General features: G+C 55.6%; 14 protein-coding genes. All 14 read right to left on the bottom strand.

Translation table 11 applies throughout. The features are described from left to right. Nucleotides 1-187 precede the first annotated feature (187 nt). Entirely contained in the window at nt 188-2239 is a 2052-nt protein-coding gene (gene ftsH, locus E6C60_RS00290; protein ID WP_138223942.1) for an ATP-dependent zinc metalloprotease FtsH, read from the bottom strand. A 107-nt stretch (nt 2240-2346) separates the two neighbouring features. Beyond that, entirely contained in the window at nt 2347-2886 is a 540-nt protein-coding gene (hpt, locus tag E6C60_RS00285; protein WP_138223941.1) for a hypoxanthine phosphoribosyltransferase, read from the bottom strand. Between the two features lie 61 nt (nt 2887-2947). Beyond that, nucleotides 2948-4390, bottom strand: a complete 1443-nt coding sequence (tilS, locus tag E6C60_RS00280; protein ID WP_138223940.1) for a tRNA lysidine(34) synthetase TilS — start codon at nt 4388-4390, stop codon at nt 2948-2950. A gap of 68 nt (nt 4391-4458) precedes the next feature. Then, nucleotides 4459-5367 (bottom strand): serine/threonine protein kinase, encoded by a 909-nt coding sequence (locus tag E6C60_RS00275; RefSeq protein WP_138223939.1) that lies wholly within the window; start codon nt 5365-5367, stop codon nt 4459-4461. Beyond that, a complete protein-coding gene (locus E6C60_RS00270; RefSeq protein WP_138227548.1) occupies nt 5351-6091 on the bottom strand; it encodes a vWA domain-containing protein in 741 nt (246 codons plus the stop codon). Before E6C60_RS00270 ends, E6C60_RS00275 begins: the two co-directional genes overlap by 17 nt. 145 nt (nt 6092-6236) lie before the next feature. Continuing rightward, nucleotides 6237-8747 carry a stage II sporulation protein E gene (gene spoIIE, locus E6C60_RS00265; RefSeq protein ID WP_138223938.1) on the bottom strand — a complete coding sequence of 837 codons (2511 nt, stop codon included), beginning with the start codon at nt 8745-8747 and terminating at the stop codon, nt 6237-6239. A gap of 348 nt (nt 8748-9095) precedes the next feature. Beyond that, a complete protein-coding gene (locus E6C60_RS00260) occupies nt 9096-9587 on the bottom strand; it encodes a S1 domain-containing RNA-binding protein (protein ID WP_138223937.1) in 492 nt (163 codons plus the stop codon). A gap of 127 nt (nt 9588-9714) precedes the next feature. Beyond that, a complete protein-coding gene (locus E6C60_RS00255) occupies nt 9715-10083 on the bottom strand; it encodes an FtsB family cell division protein (RefSeq protein ID WP_138223936.1) in 369 nt (122 codons plus the stop codon). Nucleotides 10084-10095: 12 nt separating this feature from the next. Further along, nucleotides 10096-10665 carry a spore cortex biosynthesis protein YabQ gene (gene yabQ, locus E6C60_RS00250; protein ID WP_138223935.1) on the bottom strand — a complete coding sequence of 190 codons (570 nt, stop codon included), beginning with the start codon at nt 10663-10665 and terminating at the stop codon, nt 10096-10098. Then, the gene (gene yabP / locus E6C60_RS00245) at nt 10662-10940 is read right to left on the bottom strand and encodes a sporulation protein YabP (protein ID WP_138223934.1); all 279 of its coding nucleotides are present in this window, start codon (nt 10938-10940) and stop codon (nt 10662-10664) included. Before yabP ends, yabQ begins: the two co-directional genes overlap by 4 nt. A 152-nt stretch (nt 10941-11092) precedes the next feature. Further along, nucleotides 11093-11374, bottom strand: coding sequence for an RNA-binding S4 domain-containing protein (locus E6C60_RS00240; protein WP_138223933.1), 282 nt, complete (start codon nt 11372-11374; stop codon nt 11093-11095). Further along, nucleotides 11374-11646, bottom strand: a complete 273-nt coding sequence (locus E6C60_RS00235) for an HU family DNA-binding protein (RefSeq protein WP_138223932.1) — start codon at nt 11644-11646, stop codon at nt 11374-11376. Before E6C60_RS00235 ends, E6C60_RS00240 begins: the two co-directional genes overlap by 1 nt. A gap of 178 nt (nt 11647-11824) precedes the next feature. Next, complete coding sequence (gene yabN, locus E6C60_RS00230) at nt 11825-13324, bottom strand: bifunctional methyltransferase/pyrophosphohydrolase YabN (RefSeq protein ID WP_138223931.1); 1500 nt, start codon at nt 13322-13324, stop codon at nt 11825-11827. Nucleotides 13325-13565: 241 nt separating this feature from the next. Continuing rightward, nucleotides 13566-15272, bottom strand: coding sequence for a putative polysaccharide biosynthesis protein (locus E6C60_RS00225; protein ID WP_138223930.1), 1707 nt, complete (start codon nt 15270-15272; stop codon nt 13566-13568). Nucleotides 15273-15486 lie beyond the last annotated feature (214 nt).

Genomic DNA, 15486 nt, shown 5'->3' with positions numbered 1-15486 from the left:
GCCGCAGCAATTTGAGTACAGATGCCCATCTACCTTGTGAAAAGAAACACCTGCTAGTTAACACCTAATGTACACAACGTTCTCCCGGCTGTCAACGTGATAAGATGCACAAAAAAAACCGGAAAACAAGGGATGTTCTCCGGTTCTATCTGTATATAACGCTGCAGCGTCAGTTTTGGCGATATTACTACGTTAATCTGCCGCCTTGGTCTGACCCGCCTGGAGGCTTATCGTCAGGATTGCTGTTCTCCGGCTGATCATTGTCCATTGGATTGTTCGGAATTTCTCCCGTGTTGGAACGCTCTTCCTGGTCTTTGCCCTGAATGCGAACACGTACGTCTCCAATGCTGTCGATGACCGGTTCACCGCTCTCGGAGGAGCCGCCTTCACCGTCGTTGCCGGAATCCACAGAACCTGTCTCGATCAATTGCTTGATCTGATCCAGCTCCAGCGTTTCCTTCTCCAGCAAGGTGTTTGCAATCAGATGCACTTCCTTCGCATGCTCGGTCAGGAGCTGGCGGCATTTCTCATAGCAATCCTGAATGAAATGCTGCATTTCCTGATCGATCTCGTATGCGATCTGATCACTGTAGTTCTGCTCGTGTCCGATATCCCGGCCCAGGAACACCTGTCCCTGAGAAGTGCCGAACTGCATCGGTCCGAGCTTCTCGCTCATGCCGTACTCCACAATCATGCTGCGGACAATGCTCGTTGCCTGCTGGAAGTCACTGTATGCACCGGTACCGATTTCGCCGATAAACAGCTCCTCCGCTACGCGTCCGCCCAGCAAGCCGGTAACCCGGTCCAGAAGCTCCTGCTTCGTCACGAGCATGCGGTCTTCCTTCGGCAGCATAATCACATATCCGCCCGCGCGTCCGCGCGGAATGATCGTTACCTTATGAACCATATCGGCATGCTCCAGGAAGTAACCAACGATAGTATGGCCCGCTTCATGATAAGCAACAATCCGCTTCTCGCGGTCACTGATCACGCGGCTGCGCTTCTCTGTACCGACGATGACACGGTCAATCGCCTCGTCAACCTCTTGCATGGAGATGTCCTTCCGGTTGCGCCGTGCAGCGAGCAGGGCCGCCTCGTTCAGGAGGTTCTCCAGGTCCGCACCTGTAAAGCCTGTCGTCCGCTTCGCAATAACATCCATCTTCACGTCTTTCGTGAGCGGCTTGTTACGGGCGTGAACGTTCAGTACCGCTTCGCGACCCTTCACATCCGGACGGTCCACCGTGATCTGGCGGTCAAAACGTCCAGGACGCAGCAATGCAGGGTCCAGAATGTCCGGACGGTTGGTTGCAGCAACGATAATAATGCCTTCGTTCGCACCGAAGCCATCCATCTCAACCAGGAGCTGGTTCAGTGTCTGCTCGCGCTCATCGTGGCCGCCGCCCAAGCCGGCGCCGCGCTGACGACCGACAGCGTCAATCTCGTCAATAAAGATAATACATGGGGCATTCTTCTTCGCATTCTCAAACAAATCCCGGACACGGGATGCACCGACACCGACGAACATTTCGACGAAGTCAGAACCCGAGATGCTGAAGAACGGAACGCCGGCTTCACCGGCAACAGCACGAGCAAGAAGCGTCTTACCCGTACCCGGAGGGCCTACAAGCAGCACGCCCTTCGGAATGCGGGCTCCTACCGTGTTAAACTTGCGCGGATCCTTCAGGAAGTCGACAACCTCCACCAGTTCCTGCTTCTCTTCATCCGCACCGGCCACATCCTGGAATGTCACCTTCTTCTTCTCTTCGTTATACAGGCGGGCCTTGCTCTTGCCAAAGTTCATGACCTTGCCGCCGCCGCCCTGCGCCTGATTAAACAGGAAGAAGAACAATGCGAACATAATGATCAGCGGAATAAAGGAGGACAGCAGCGTCAGCCAGATGCTCGGTCCTTCCGTTTTCTTAATATTAAAGGCCACCTCATTAGCTTCGCTGGCGCTCACGAGCTCTTCCATCGCGGCATCCGTTGCCGGGATGTAGGTCGAGAAATCCTCAAATTCCTCTTCGCCTCTAGGCTCTCTATATGAGCCGGTTACCAAGTAAGCATAACCGTCAAATTGAGCCGTTATTTCCTCAATATTATCGGCCTTAATCTGTTGCCGCAGCTCATCATACCTAGGGGTATCGGCTACTTCGTTCCCATTGGTCACGAATTGTACGATGCCCACCACGACTAAAAATAGAATCAAATAAAAACCAGAATTCCGGATGAACCGACTCATCCCCTACCTCCTCTCAAAGACACATAAGATATTTTAACACAGCCTGTCTGGCTATCTCAACAAAGCAAAGGACCGACCGATATCTCCGGTCTTTGCGGTCAGCCATTTCAGCTGCTGTAAATCTCCGGTTTTAAAATCCCGATATAAGGGAGGTTGCGGTAATGCTCGGCGTAATCCAGACCATAGCCCACAATAAAGGCATCCGGAATCACAAAGCCGGTATAGTCCGCCGTCAGCTCCACGGTGCGTCCGGACGGCTTGTCAAAGAGCGTCACTACAGATACCGTCTTCGCCTTGCGGTCCTCCAGCAGCTTAATCAGATAGCTCAGGGTAAGCCCGCTGTCGATAATATCCTCCACGATGAGCACATCGCGGCCTTCCACCGACTGGTCGAGATCCTTGATGATCTTGACGACGCCTGAAGATTTCGTGGAAGCCCCATAGCTGGATACCGCCATGAAGTCCAGCTCAATCGGTACTGTGATGTTCTTAACCAGGTCCGCCATAAAAATAAACGCGCCCTTCAGCACGCAAATAACCAAGGGATCGCGGCCTTCATATTCAGAGCTCAGCTTCTGACCCAGCTCCTTAATCTTTGCCTGTAGTTCTTCTTCACTAATTAGTACTTCTTGAATGTCATTCTGCAACCTGAGACAACCTCCTACGTGTTTGTATCGTCTAGACGAAAAAGCCGGGCTGTCCCCTGCATTACGCCTCTCCCGCATCCGACAGCGTAAGGCGCAGAATACGGGTAGTATGCTGCCCGACAGCAGCGTGAACAGAACGTCGTACGCCCGGGATCCAGATCAAGGTGCCAAGCCCGTCACAAACAATGGGAATGGCCTGGCGGGCTGACGGAGGGATTTTCTCGTTGATGAGAATATCCTTTACCTTTTTGCTTCCGTTTAATCCCATCAGCTTCATCTTGTCACCGGGCTGCCTGGAACGGACAATCAGGGGGAAGTGCAGGTGATCGGCATCGAAAAAAGCTTCCGCATTCAGCATGCGGGGATGCGATTCCAGTCGTGCTTCGTCCCACAGCTCCAGCTTGAGCCTGCGTTGAATCTCCGGCAGCAGGAGCTCGAGCTCCTGGGGAGAATGCAGCTCATATATGTAGTTTAGACAGACGGGAGGACCGTTCATAAAGGATACTGTATCGTACTCGCGGATACAGCAAATGCCTTCCCCTAGATCCAGACTCCACGAATTAGAAATGTCCTGCGCAATGCGTCTTCGGATCAATTCAATCTTCGTAAAATCCGAAATTTCACGGTCAGGCGACAGGTAATTTAATATTAGTTTAATCAAACGCCGTTGTAAAGCGACATGTAGGGCCAGGAAAGAGGGCGCGCTCATGGCCGGTCCGTATGCCCCCTTCTGCACCAGGGCCGTATAGGCCTCCTGTGCAGCGCTCTCCATGTAATCATCCTCGCTTCCGATAATCTCCGCCGTCTGCACAAGGGAGGATGAAATCCGGGGATTGTACTCCTCCAGAAACGGAAGCACCTGCAGCCGCACTGCATTTCGTCGATACTTCGTCTGCTCATTGCTGTCATCCACCGCATAATCCACTCCGCTCTGACGGCATATCGCCACCAGATCGGCTTTGCTGCGGCGCAGAAAAGGCCGGATCAGCTGAATGCCATCCTGAAGCCGGATCAGCTTCATGCCGGAGAGCCCGGAGGGACCGCTTCCGCGCAGCAGCCGCATCAAGACGGTTTCTGCCTGGTCATCGCCATGGTGAGCCAATGCAATGGACCTCGCTCTGTATTTTCCCGCGATTTCAAATAAAAATTCATACCGCTTCGATCGCGCAGCGTCCTGCGCATTCCTGCCGCTCTCCCGGATGTAGGCCGGCACATCCACCACAGCCATTTCAAACGGGATCGCAAGCCGGGCACACAGAGCCTCAACAAGCTGTGCCTCCTGATCCGATTCCTGACGGAATCCGTGATGCACGTGGGCACAGACCAGCTTCAAGGGAGTGAGGACTGTGGAAATATGATGCAGCGTGAGCAGCAGGGCCATAGAGTCCGGTCCGCCGGAAACTGCAGCCACGACCGTATCTCCACGTGACCATAATCCATTCTCCGAGGCCAGCTGCTCTATCTCTTCACTTAGCTGCTGCAAATTTGTTACATCTTCCACCATTTCATACCCCTTTACCCATGCACCTGTGTCTTATGATGATATTAACCCGTTTCGGCCCATATGATCTCCTATGTGGCCAAAAACAAATATAATGCCGCTCCCATAAGCAGCAGGGAGAGGACAAAGGAACGCCGGAGCCACCGGGGCGTCCTCTTGATAGTGGGAAGAGGGCGGGCATAAACGCCCCGCTTCCACGCGTTCATCGCTTCCCGTGAGTTTGCGAATCCGCCTCTTAATGCCCGGCTTAGCCAGGCCGCATATGGCTTGATATGGGGACATTTTCGCACCACAGCCTCCAGATCATGAACCCCCCGGACCTGAGGGAGCTGCGCTGACGCTTCCCGAAGGCTCTTCTCATCGAGAAGATGTATACACATCACGGCAAACGAGAACAAATCATAGGCTTCATCGCCGGTTCTGGAGCCGGCATTCCAGTAGCCTCGGTCATACCACTCCGTAAACTGCTTCACGCTCTTGCCTTCTGCGCTGACCCCGCCGAAGTCGATCAGCTCCACACTTCCGTAGGGAGATACCAGCACATTCTCCGGCTTTAAATCACCGAACACATAGCCCAGCCGGTGCAGGGAAGAGAGCCGCTCCAGCAGCTTCAAGCCAATCAAGCCCAGCCACTCCCGGCCGCGCACGCGGATAAACTGCCGAAGCTGCACCCCCTCCACATATCGCATGACATAGAAGGCAGCCTCCAGACCCGCCTCCATGGCGTCATCAGCCTCGATGAAATACGGCTTCGTGAACTGCCGATTTAGCGCCTTAAGAACGTTAATCTCTGACTGCAGCTCCAATGTATCGTATCCCATCTTGAGGGCATACCGCTGCTCCTGCCCCCGGCGGCGCACCAGATACACGCTGCCGTTCGCGCCGGAGCCCAGCAGACGTTCTACCACATACTGACTATGATGCCACTTGCCTGTAATGACCGTGCCGGGCGCACAGCCTGTCTCAGACGACGTAGTCACCGAGCATCCCTTCCTCTTGGCCGGAAAGTTCCCGCCTCTCTTGATTATATTCCAGTGTACCATAACGGAATTCATCAATCACCCCTAGAAGCGCGGGTCCTGTCGGCGTGGCTCCCTTCATCTGCAGGCGGCCGAACAGGCTCCTGACGCCTTCGAGATTCCCGGTCCAGTCTACATCCTTGACCACATTTTCCCCGCTCCCCCGGCCCGGAAAGTGGAACACGGACAGCCTGCTGCGGCCAGAGCGCGCCTTCAAGCTCAGCATCAGGTCCCGGATCGCCTCCTCCACGGCCGCAAGCTTCGGCTTCATGCTTGCACTGGCGTCAATGAGCAGCGCAACCTGCAAGGAGGAGGTTTCGCTGAGCTCATCGACGACCTGCACCACCTCTGCTCTTTTGTCCGGGGGGAGAGTGCTAAGATCTCCGCTTCCAAGAATATGGCGAATCTCTTGGTTCACCGCCTGCTGAATCGTCTGCACCACGGTCTTGCGGGTCATCATCTGCATCGTTCTTGCCAGCTGCGGAGTGCCCACCACCTGGTGAAGCCCGCCTCCGGCCTTGGCAATCTCGCGGATTTCCAGCTCTCCCAGCTCGCCAATCATGCCGTAATCAAGCACCCCGATGACGTTCACGGTGATGCCCTCCTGCAGCGCATGGGCTGCAGCCATAACCGGACTCTCTCCAACATTAGAGCATCCGTCCGTAATTAGCAGGATTTGTTTCATCATTGCAATCTCCTCCCGTTCTGTTGCCAACCGGCTTTGCTCTCTAGTATTTCCGCATTTCAGAGAGTCCAAACCCGATATCCTCGAACTTGAAAGACTGCAAGAGATCCCTGTTTACAAGATTAGATATTGTGAGGACATCGGCTCAGCTTACCGTGCGCGGCCTTTCCATTCTGGAGAAGCCAGGCACATGTACGTTCGCCCATTCCGGATGGAAATGATCTACCCGCCCGACGACGACCGTCATATCATCATGAATATGATTTTGCTGATAGCGAATGACCTTTTCCAGTAACATATCCGCAATTTCCTGAGGATCGCTGCTATCTACCTCCTGAATGATACGCTTCATCCAGATTTCCTTATTCACTGCATAGCCTGGGGCATCATAAATACCGTCCGTCATCATAATGAGCACATCCCCTGCCTGCAGCTGCAGCGACACAAAATCGACCTCTATATCCTGAATGATGCCAATCGGCAGATTGCTTGCTGTCACCGGGATGACCTCTTTCCCCCGCTTGATAAAGCTTGGCGTGCTGCCGATCTTCATAAACGTCGTTTGAGCGGAATATTGGTCAATCAGCGCCATATCCACGGTGGCGTAAATTTCCTCCGGCGAGCGGAGCATTAAGATCGAATTGACCGATTTGATAGCGAGACGCTCATCCATGCCGGACTGCAGCAGCTGTTCCAAAATATTCAGTGCCGAGCTGCTCTCCAGCCGGGCCCGCTCCCCATTCCCCATACCATCACTTAACGCGACTGCAAATGTTCCGTTCCCCAGCTCCACTGTGCTGAAGCTGTCACCTGACAGCAGATCTCCACCCTTCGCGGCGGCGGCGACGCCGGTTGTGATCTCAAAGGTTTTGGCGGACTTGAACCGGACAGTGGCCAGTCCGTCCTTGGGATGAGTCAATACCTCTCCCACAACGGCAATATGCTCTCCAATGATATCTGACAGCATCGGGGCAATGATTTTGCGGCATTCATCGTATCCCTTGGTATAGGCATGAATAATCTCGATTTCTACATGACCGGAGTCGAGACTGATAATATCAATGCCCTGCACGGACAAGCCCAGCTGCAGCAGCGCCTCGCGGATCTGCTCCTCCTGAATGTGCATCGTCTGGCTCTCTCTTTTAATTTCCCGGGCGAGGTCCTCCATCACCTGGGACACCCCCGACAGCTGCTCCGCAACCAGATGCCGGCTGTCGAATATCTGGCGCTTCCACTGCATATCATTTTGATATAGATGATACTGCTGCTTCAGCACCTCCAGCACTTCCTCCCGCTTGGTACAAAATTTACCCAGCTCTGGCGGCAGCTCCTCGGCTCTAAGATCCGGCTTGTTCTCAATCGACGTCATGATGTCGGACATATATTTATAGGTTTGATAAAATTTAGCGTCCCAGCAGTGGCTCTGCTTAAAGCAGGCTGCACAGGTGCCCTGCGCCGCGGCGTCCATAAAATGATTCAGCTCCTCCGCCTGCTTGCCGGGCGGATGCATGCTTTGCGTCGCCTGCCCAAAGCTTTGGGACAGCTGGCGGAACACCTGGGAGAACTGGGTGACACGCTCGGCGGTCAAGTCCCTGACGCGCTTCGCATATTCATGCTGCGACCGGGTGTGGTCCTGCGTGCCCGGCACGTATTTGCCGATCATCTGGAAGAAGCTCTTGGGGGTGATCAGGAAAAGGCCAATCGCAGCACAAGTCTCCCAGGTGGAGAGCAGCACCTGCTCCGGTTTATTGAAATAAATCGATAGGATCGTGGCGCCGAGCAGCATGCCGAGGGAAACGCCGGCTTTTTTGCCCTCGCGCAGCATGCCGGCCAGCATCCCGGCGAAGGCTAGCAGGCTCATCTGGGCAAAGGCGGATATGTCCGCGAGACTCAGAATGAGGCCTGTAACGACGCCGACGGAAGCGCCGAGCGGCGCTCCTCCCACCAGGGCGAACAGCAGGATCAAGTACCGAGAGAGCACATGCTCGGCTGACAAGCCGTGCACAGCCCAGCCTACCGCTCCTGTCATGACCGAGGCGAGCAGGATGATCAAACACAAGATTTCTTCGTTTTTTAGCATATAATTTTTCTTGCGGAAGGTCAGGACCGGGATCGCCTGGATAAACACCAGAGTCAGGACAAAGCTCAGCACCGCGTCCAGCGTAAGCATCATCATGCTGTACCAGGTCATGGACGGGCCGACCAGCGTCGCGAACAGGTTCACCACAAAGGTAGAAACGAACACCATCATCGGGGCGTAGGAGAGCTCTGCCCGCTCGTAGGATTCCAGCCCGCGCAGGATCAGGTAGAAGATGATCATCTCCGCCGGTATGATCAGCATATTAGGATAAGGGGCGAACAGGCTGCCTGCCATCACGGCTGCGCCTACCGGCAGCAAATAATCCCGGCGAACAAATACGATGACGGCGAAGAAAGCCGCAGCAAACGGTGACAGCTCGTCCAGAATTGTGGCCCGGCCCAGCAGAAAGCCCATAAAGCTTAATAGAATCATCCATTTTTTTGCAGCCAGCATATCCAAAGGGCGCTTCAGTGCCGACAATGACCCCAGAGTAACGCCCAAACGGCTGTACAACGCCCCCGCGCCTCTTTTTACCGTCCCTGTCCCCGGAAACATAACCACATTTCTTTTATCCATTATCCTGGCACCCCATTCATCACGAATTTGTTTGTAGGTCCCATTATAAAAGCAAGGATTTAGAAAGTTTGTCAGAACACCGGGTATGTGTCCAAGAAATTTCCGACAAAAAAGCCGGGCGGTCTGTCAGCCAGACAACCTCCCCCCGGCTCTAGGGTCAGACCGCTTTCAGCGTTTCAAAAGAGGGCTTAGCGGGTAATGAATGCGCGGTTTTTTGCAGGACCCCTTGGGGAAGGCGGCATCAGATCCGGGAGGATCCCGTTGTAACCTGTCGGACGCTCGGACCAGCTGACAAAAAAACCGCAGAAGGAAATTTCCTTCTGCGGTTCTGATCTATATGGGATCGGACTACATACGTTTGGCACCGCGTCCGCCGCGTTTGCCCTCCGTATTCTTCTTAAGTGAAGAGATGCGTTCCTCACTGTCTTTCAGGAAGCGCGACATTTTATCCTCAAATGAAGGCTTGTTGACCGCAGGCTTAAACGGGCGTCCGCCGCGTTCACGGTTGAATCCTCCACCGCCGCCTCCAAATCGCTCTCCGCCGCCTCCGCCGCTGCGTTCCGGTCTAGGTCCGCGTGGTGGACGGCTTTCCGAAGAAGCCGGCTTATCGACAGTCTGCTTGATCGAGAGACCGATCTTGCCATCCTTGTCGACGTTGATCACCTTTACAGTTACGACATCACCGATCTTCAAATGATCGTTAACGTCCTTTACGTAATTATCGGCGATCTCCGAGATGTGAACGAGACCCGTGACACCTCCTGACAGATCCACAAATGCTCCAAAATGCGTAATACCTGTCACCTTGCCCTCTAACTTGGTGCCCACTTCAATTGCCATAGAATAAAATGATCCTCCCTTAGAAATATACAGTCACATTGTGAATCTCGCTACGGTGATTTGATTATACCCAATGACCGAAAAGAGGTCAACAGAGTGATGCCGCGGTTTCGCAGGCTTTACTACCTTATTCCTGCGGCTGGATGATCGGAACCTCATTCGGCGGATACAGCCCAAATTTCTTACGGGCCATCTGCCCAATGTACTCCGGATCCTGCAGACGCTCCACTTCCAGATTAAGCTCCTTCAGTGCAGCCTTTACGGCCCTCTCTTCGCCTTGCTTCTCAGCAAGCGTGCTGCTGGTGCTCTGGATCTGGCCATACTGGCTGTACAGCGTGATCCCTGCCCAAACCACAAACGAAAGCATCACCACGGCGTATAACCTCTTTCGCCGCTTGACCCCCGCATTCCTGGCTGTATCGGGGGAATCCTCTTTGCGCACTGCCTCTGCTTTACGTTCTACGTCGGCTCTGCGTCCTGTACCCGCTCTGGCCATGGCCTATCCCTCCTAAAACCAGCGTTTCCAGACTGCCTTGAACTTGTCCGCTGCCTTCTTCCCCCATGCCGGCATAGAGAGCCGGGAAATGATCGGGGAGCAAATCCACCTCAGGATGGCCCTGAGCGGCGTCAGCAGCTTCCAAACCACTTGAAGCACAACCATCATCAACCGCCAAATCAGCTTCAGGCTTCCTTTCAGCAAGGAAAACAGCAGCTTCAATGGCTTCCATAGCAAGACGTCCAGTAAAGTCGTCAAAATGGACAGCAATGACATTGCTGCCTGAACTAACATTACCACAAAACGCCTGGTTGTAACACTCCCGATTAAAAAATAGATCCATACCCCTGCAAAAAGACCAACAAAAACATAGAATCGAAGCTGCCCGTGATTGGCGGCGTACAGCATACGGAATACGAACAGCGCTGCGCCGATCCAGTACAGCAAATCGATCACATGCACCGACCATTTCGGGAAACGAAGCTCTCCTGCCAGCACCCGGTAGCTGTCATAGGCCATTCCCATTGCTGCTCCGGAAACCATCATCCAGAGCAGCGTCATCCACTGCTCATGGGGGTTCATTTAAACAGCTTGCCCAGCAAGCTCTTCGGTTTGGCCTGATTCCCGGGATTGAGATAGGCAAAGGAATGGATCAAGCCTTCAATGGAGAGGATGCCCTCCTCCAAACTCAGGTTCTTGATATGTAAATTCTGGCCGCGGATGCTTAAATGCCCCAGCTCGGTCTGCAGAAGAAATTCTTCACTGTCAAAGCTTTCTACATTTTTGACACCGGTCATGTCCAGCAGCTTGCGGCTGTGCAGCCGCATATCGTGCGGCTTGTTTTTTTGGTCAATCATGGCATGTACCCCTCCCTTATACCAACAGCATATGGGGACAGGGATGCAATTAGAACCGGAATGCTGGCTCCAAGCGAGCAGGTATCCTCCGGGCGGATGATAAAAAGACATCCTCTCCGCCGGCGGAGAGGATGTCTTGGACGGCGATGCCGTTATTGCCAGTTTAAATCGTTGTCTTTCGCGATCGGCTCTTCCTTAACCAGAGTGTAGAGGCTTGCAGCCTCATCCTTGCGGGTGGTGTCCACCAGGCGCTCTACCCGGACGGTGACCAGCTTCTGTCCGAACTGGACCGTAATCTCGTCTCCGACCTTGACCGTGCCGCTCGGCTTCGATTCACGGCCGTTAATATATACCCGGCCCTGCTCCGAAACGTCCTTCGCCACGGTGCGGCGCTTGATGAGTCTGGATACCTTAAGGAATTTATCGAGACGCATTAGTTGACAGCTTCTTTAAGCTTGTTGCCTGCCTTGAATGCAGGAACGTTGGATTCTGGAATTTCAATGGTGTTGCCGGTTTGCGGGTTACGGCCTGTGCGGCCTGCACGCTTGCGTGTTTCGAAGGTACCGAAGCCGATCAGCTGTACCTTGTCACCGCTTGCCAATGCATCTGTAATTTCACCGAGGAAACCGTTCAGAACGTTCTCCACGTCTTTTTTAGACAAACCGCTTTTACTGGAAATGTTGTTGACGAGATCTGTTTTGTTCATGAGTTAAAATCCTCCCAATATTTCGAAAAATAGAATGTGTGTAATAGCAAGCACCGTGATTCCATCTGTTTACTCGGGCTTGCCTATCAAGTGTAATTCTGGATGGGGGAGCGAATTCCTGCCTTTGGGGGCGATTTTTTTGAAAATCTGCCTATTTATCGGCAAATTTCACGCTCCTTTATGCCTTGTCCCTGCCCCCGGATGTCTTCGCGGACTGCCACAGCTCTTCCATGACGTTCACAGGCGTCTTGCGAATATCCTCGCCCCGGGCCGACAGCTGCTCCTCGATATAGTGAAAGCGCTCGGTAAACTTGCGGTTGGTTCGGGATAGAGCCTCCTCGGGATCAGCCTGGATAAAGCGCGCAGCATTGCAGGCTGCAAAGAGCAGGTCTCCCAGCTCAAGAGCCTGCTCCTCCGGAGACAGTCCCTGCTCTACGGCTTCCCGTAGCTCCGCCAGCTCTTCTTCAATCTTCTGGAACACCCCGGAGATGTCATCCCAGTCGAAGCCCACCTTGGCCGCCTTCTTCTGCAGCTTGTAGGCCTTCATCAGCGCCGGCAGATCCCGGGGAACGCCGTCTAGCACCGATGTGGAGGACGCGGTCTGTCCTTTTCTCAGCTTCTCCTCCGCCTTCATCTGCTCCCAATTCTGCAAGGCGTCCTCGGCATCCTTCGCAGAGGTGTCGCCAAATACATGCGGATGCCGGAAGATCAGCTTGTCATTCAAGGAGCCAATGACATCTCTGACGGTGAAGGTACCGATCTCTTCCTCCATCTGCGAGTGAAGCATAATCTGCAGCAGCAGATCTCCGAGCTCCTCCTGCATATGATCGGGATCATCCTCATCAATCGTTTCCAGCACTTCGTACGTTTCCTCAATGAGGTTCTTGCGGATGGATTGATGCGTCTGCTCCCGGTCCCACGGACAGCCCTCAGGACTGCGGAGCACGGCTACAATCTCATGCAGACGGTCAAAGCTGCGCCGGCGCAGCTGCTCATCATCGCTGCGGGGCACATAGACGAGAGACAGATTTCCATAGCCCTCTACACGGTCCAGCTCATACAGCGGAATGTGCTGAATGGATTCCTGTCCCTCCACGCCCAGCGCATGCCCGACGATGACCTCATAGTCATCCGGGTACACCTCCATCAGCGCAAGCTTCACCTCGGATGCGGTAAACATATCATACACCTGACCGATCAGGGTGTGCAGCTGGGGCTGAAGCCGTGAAGACGACAGCCCGCCGGCATCCAGCAGCTGAAAGCCTTCAATCGGGTCAAACCCGAGACGTACGAACGCTTCGTCGAGAAAGCTTTCGCCTCCCAGCACCTTCAGGGCAATGCCCTGCTCCGGACAACGCTCCCGCAGCAGCCGTACGGTTGCCTCCGCCACCATGGGATGGCCGGGAACGGCATACACAATCTCTCCTTCGCCGGCAAGAGCCAGCTTGATCAATGACGCAGCAATATGCTCATACACCTCCGGGAAGGTATCATAGCTTTCATATACGGAGTCAAAGGACTTCATCTCTATGCCTGTCTCACGCAAATCATCAATTACCGGGTGCTTCAGGGTGCGCACATATACCCTGTCAGCCCCTTGAAGAGTCTTGAACATGCCTAAGGTCAGTCTGTCGGCATTCCCCGAACCCAGTCCGACCACTGTAATCGCTGCACTCATGGGGCTTCCTCCGTCTTCGTCCGCTGATGCTTCTACAGCGGTAGTATCGTAGTCTACTATACCACAGGCGCCGGTGCAACTCACGTCCGCCGCTGCGGTAGGCGGTAAGGCGTAAGCAGCGGCAACGTGTAAGCAGGCGCGGGCGTGAAGCTGTCACAGACGTGCTGGCTGCTCGCTCGGATGGTGGAGCCGAGACGTGCACGCGGTGGCTTCCACAGCGCTCGGCGTGAGAGACAGCGCGTCAGCGCAGCAGCCGCAGGCGCGTAAGCAGGGCGGCCAGCGGCCGGCCGATCTTCGGCAGCAGGTGAAGCTCCTCCTCTGAGAGGAGCTTCGTCCAGACGGCGCCGGCCACAAAGGCGCCGGCCCCTGCCGCCACGCCGGCCAGGCTTGCGGCGGCGGCGCTCATGCGGCCGGTGCCCAGCCCGGCCGCGGCTGCCAGGCCGCCCGCCGCGGTTGACGCGGCCCAGGCGGCCAGCACCAGGCCCGCGGTCACCAGCGCGGGCCGCAGGAGCAGGTGTGCGGCGGATAGCCTGACACCTGCATGACGCACCAGCAGCGCGGTATTGAGCGCTGCTGCGGTGCCATGCGCGGCGACACCGGCAATCGCCGCGCCGGTAATGCCGAGCTGGGGCACAAGCGCCAGGTTCAGCCCCAGCTTGAGCAGGGCCGCCGCCAGCAAATGCAAAGCTGGCGCCCGGACCAGGCCCGCGCCCTGCAGCAGCGCGGCCGTAATAATGCTCACCGTGCCAAACACCGCGGTGAGCGCAACCCAGCGCAGCACATCGCTGCCTTCGGCATCCTCGTACAGCATCACATTGACAGGCTCGGCCAGCACCGCAAGTCCTGCGGACGCAGCCAGGCCGAGCAGCCAGAACCAGCGCAGGGCGAGCTCGCTCTGCCGGGCCGCCAGCTCATGCTGTCCCCGGTAGCGCGCTTCCGCCAGCGCCGGGATGAACAGCACCGACAACGACGCCGCCAGCATCGTGACCAGCTGGACAAGCGGCAGCCCCCGGTTGTAAATGCCGAACCGGGCCAGCATGCCGTCCTCCGACAACCCGCTGCTCAGCAGGGACCGGGGTACGGTGAAGGAGTCCACCAGGCCGATCAGCGGGATCGCCAGGGCGCTGAGGCACACGGGCAGCGCATAAGCAGCCAGCACCTTCAGAATCCTCAGGGCGCTGGTCTCGCCCAGATGGACCTCCCCCGTGCTCCGCTGGCTTTGCTGAAACCCGGCTTGCCGCGACCACGCTGGCTCTGTGAAACCGGGAGTTCCGGAATCCTTCGCCGCAGCCCTTTTCTTTCCACGGCTCTTGCGCCAGTACAGCAGCATCACAAGCAGGCCTGCGACTCCGCCGGCGGCCGAGCCGAGCATCGCCCCGGCCGTAATTTGCGGTGCAGACGCCCCCTGCTGAAGCATATACAGCAGCAGCGTAATCATGACGATGACCCGAATGCTCTGCTCTGCAATCTGGGATACCGCTGTCGGCACCACATTATGCAGCCCTTGAAAATAGCCGCGCAGCAGCGCCATCCACGGCACAAAAAGCAGCGCCAGCGCAGAGGCCTGCAGAGCCGGCACCACCTGCTCACTGCCGATCCAGCTTCCGAGCAGCGGAGCTGTTGTATACAGCAGCAGCCCCAGCACCAGCCCCAAGCTGATCAGGAACAGGCTCGATATCCGCAGCAGGCGCCGGCTGTCCTGAGGCCGGCCCGCCGCCTCGGCCTCCGCCACGAACTTGGACAGCGCAAGCGGAAATCCCGCTGCTGCGAGGGTAATCATCATGGTATACAGTGGATTCACCGTATTATAAATGCCGAACACGGCGTCTCCGCCTATATTCTGCAGCGGTATCTTTTGAAGCGTCCCGATCAGCTTCGAGCCGATCGCCGCCGCGCTCAGGATAAAGGCCCCCTTCAGAAGCCTTGCCCCCGCTTCCCCTGTTTTCATAAGCTGACCACCATTCCTTGCAGATCTCTCACTGAATTGTCATGTACAGCCCATTATACGCTCAAAGGACGGCTTGACTCAAAAGACATGCAATTTCCGGCACCGCCAATGCAGAACCCGATCATCAAAAAGCTCCCGCCGCATCCCGCTCTCCAAGGGAGAGCTTCGTTGCGAGCAGGAGCTGAGGTTGTGCAGTCATGCAGGGGGCTTTACA

This window comes from Paenibacillus algicola (assembly GCF_005577435.1).
In the GTDB taxonomy this organism is placed as follows: Bacteria; Bacillota; Bacilli; order Paenibacillales; family Paenibacillaceae; genus Paenibacillus_AQ; species Paenibacillus_AQ algicola.
Note: the sequence above shows the minus strand (reverse complement) of the source record. Positions and strands in the feature narration are given on the sequence as shown.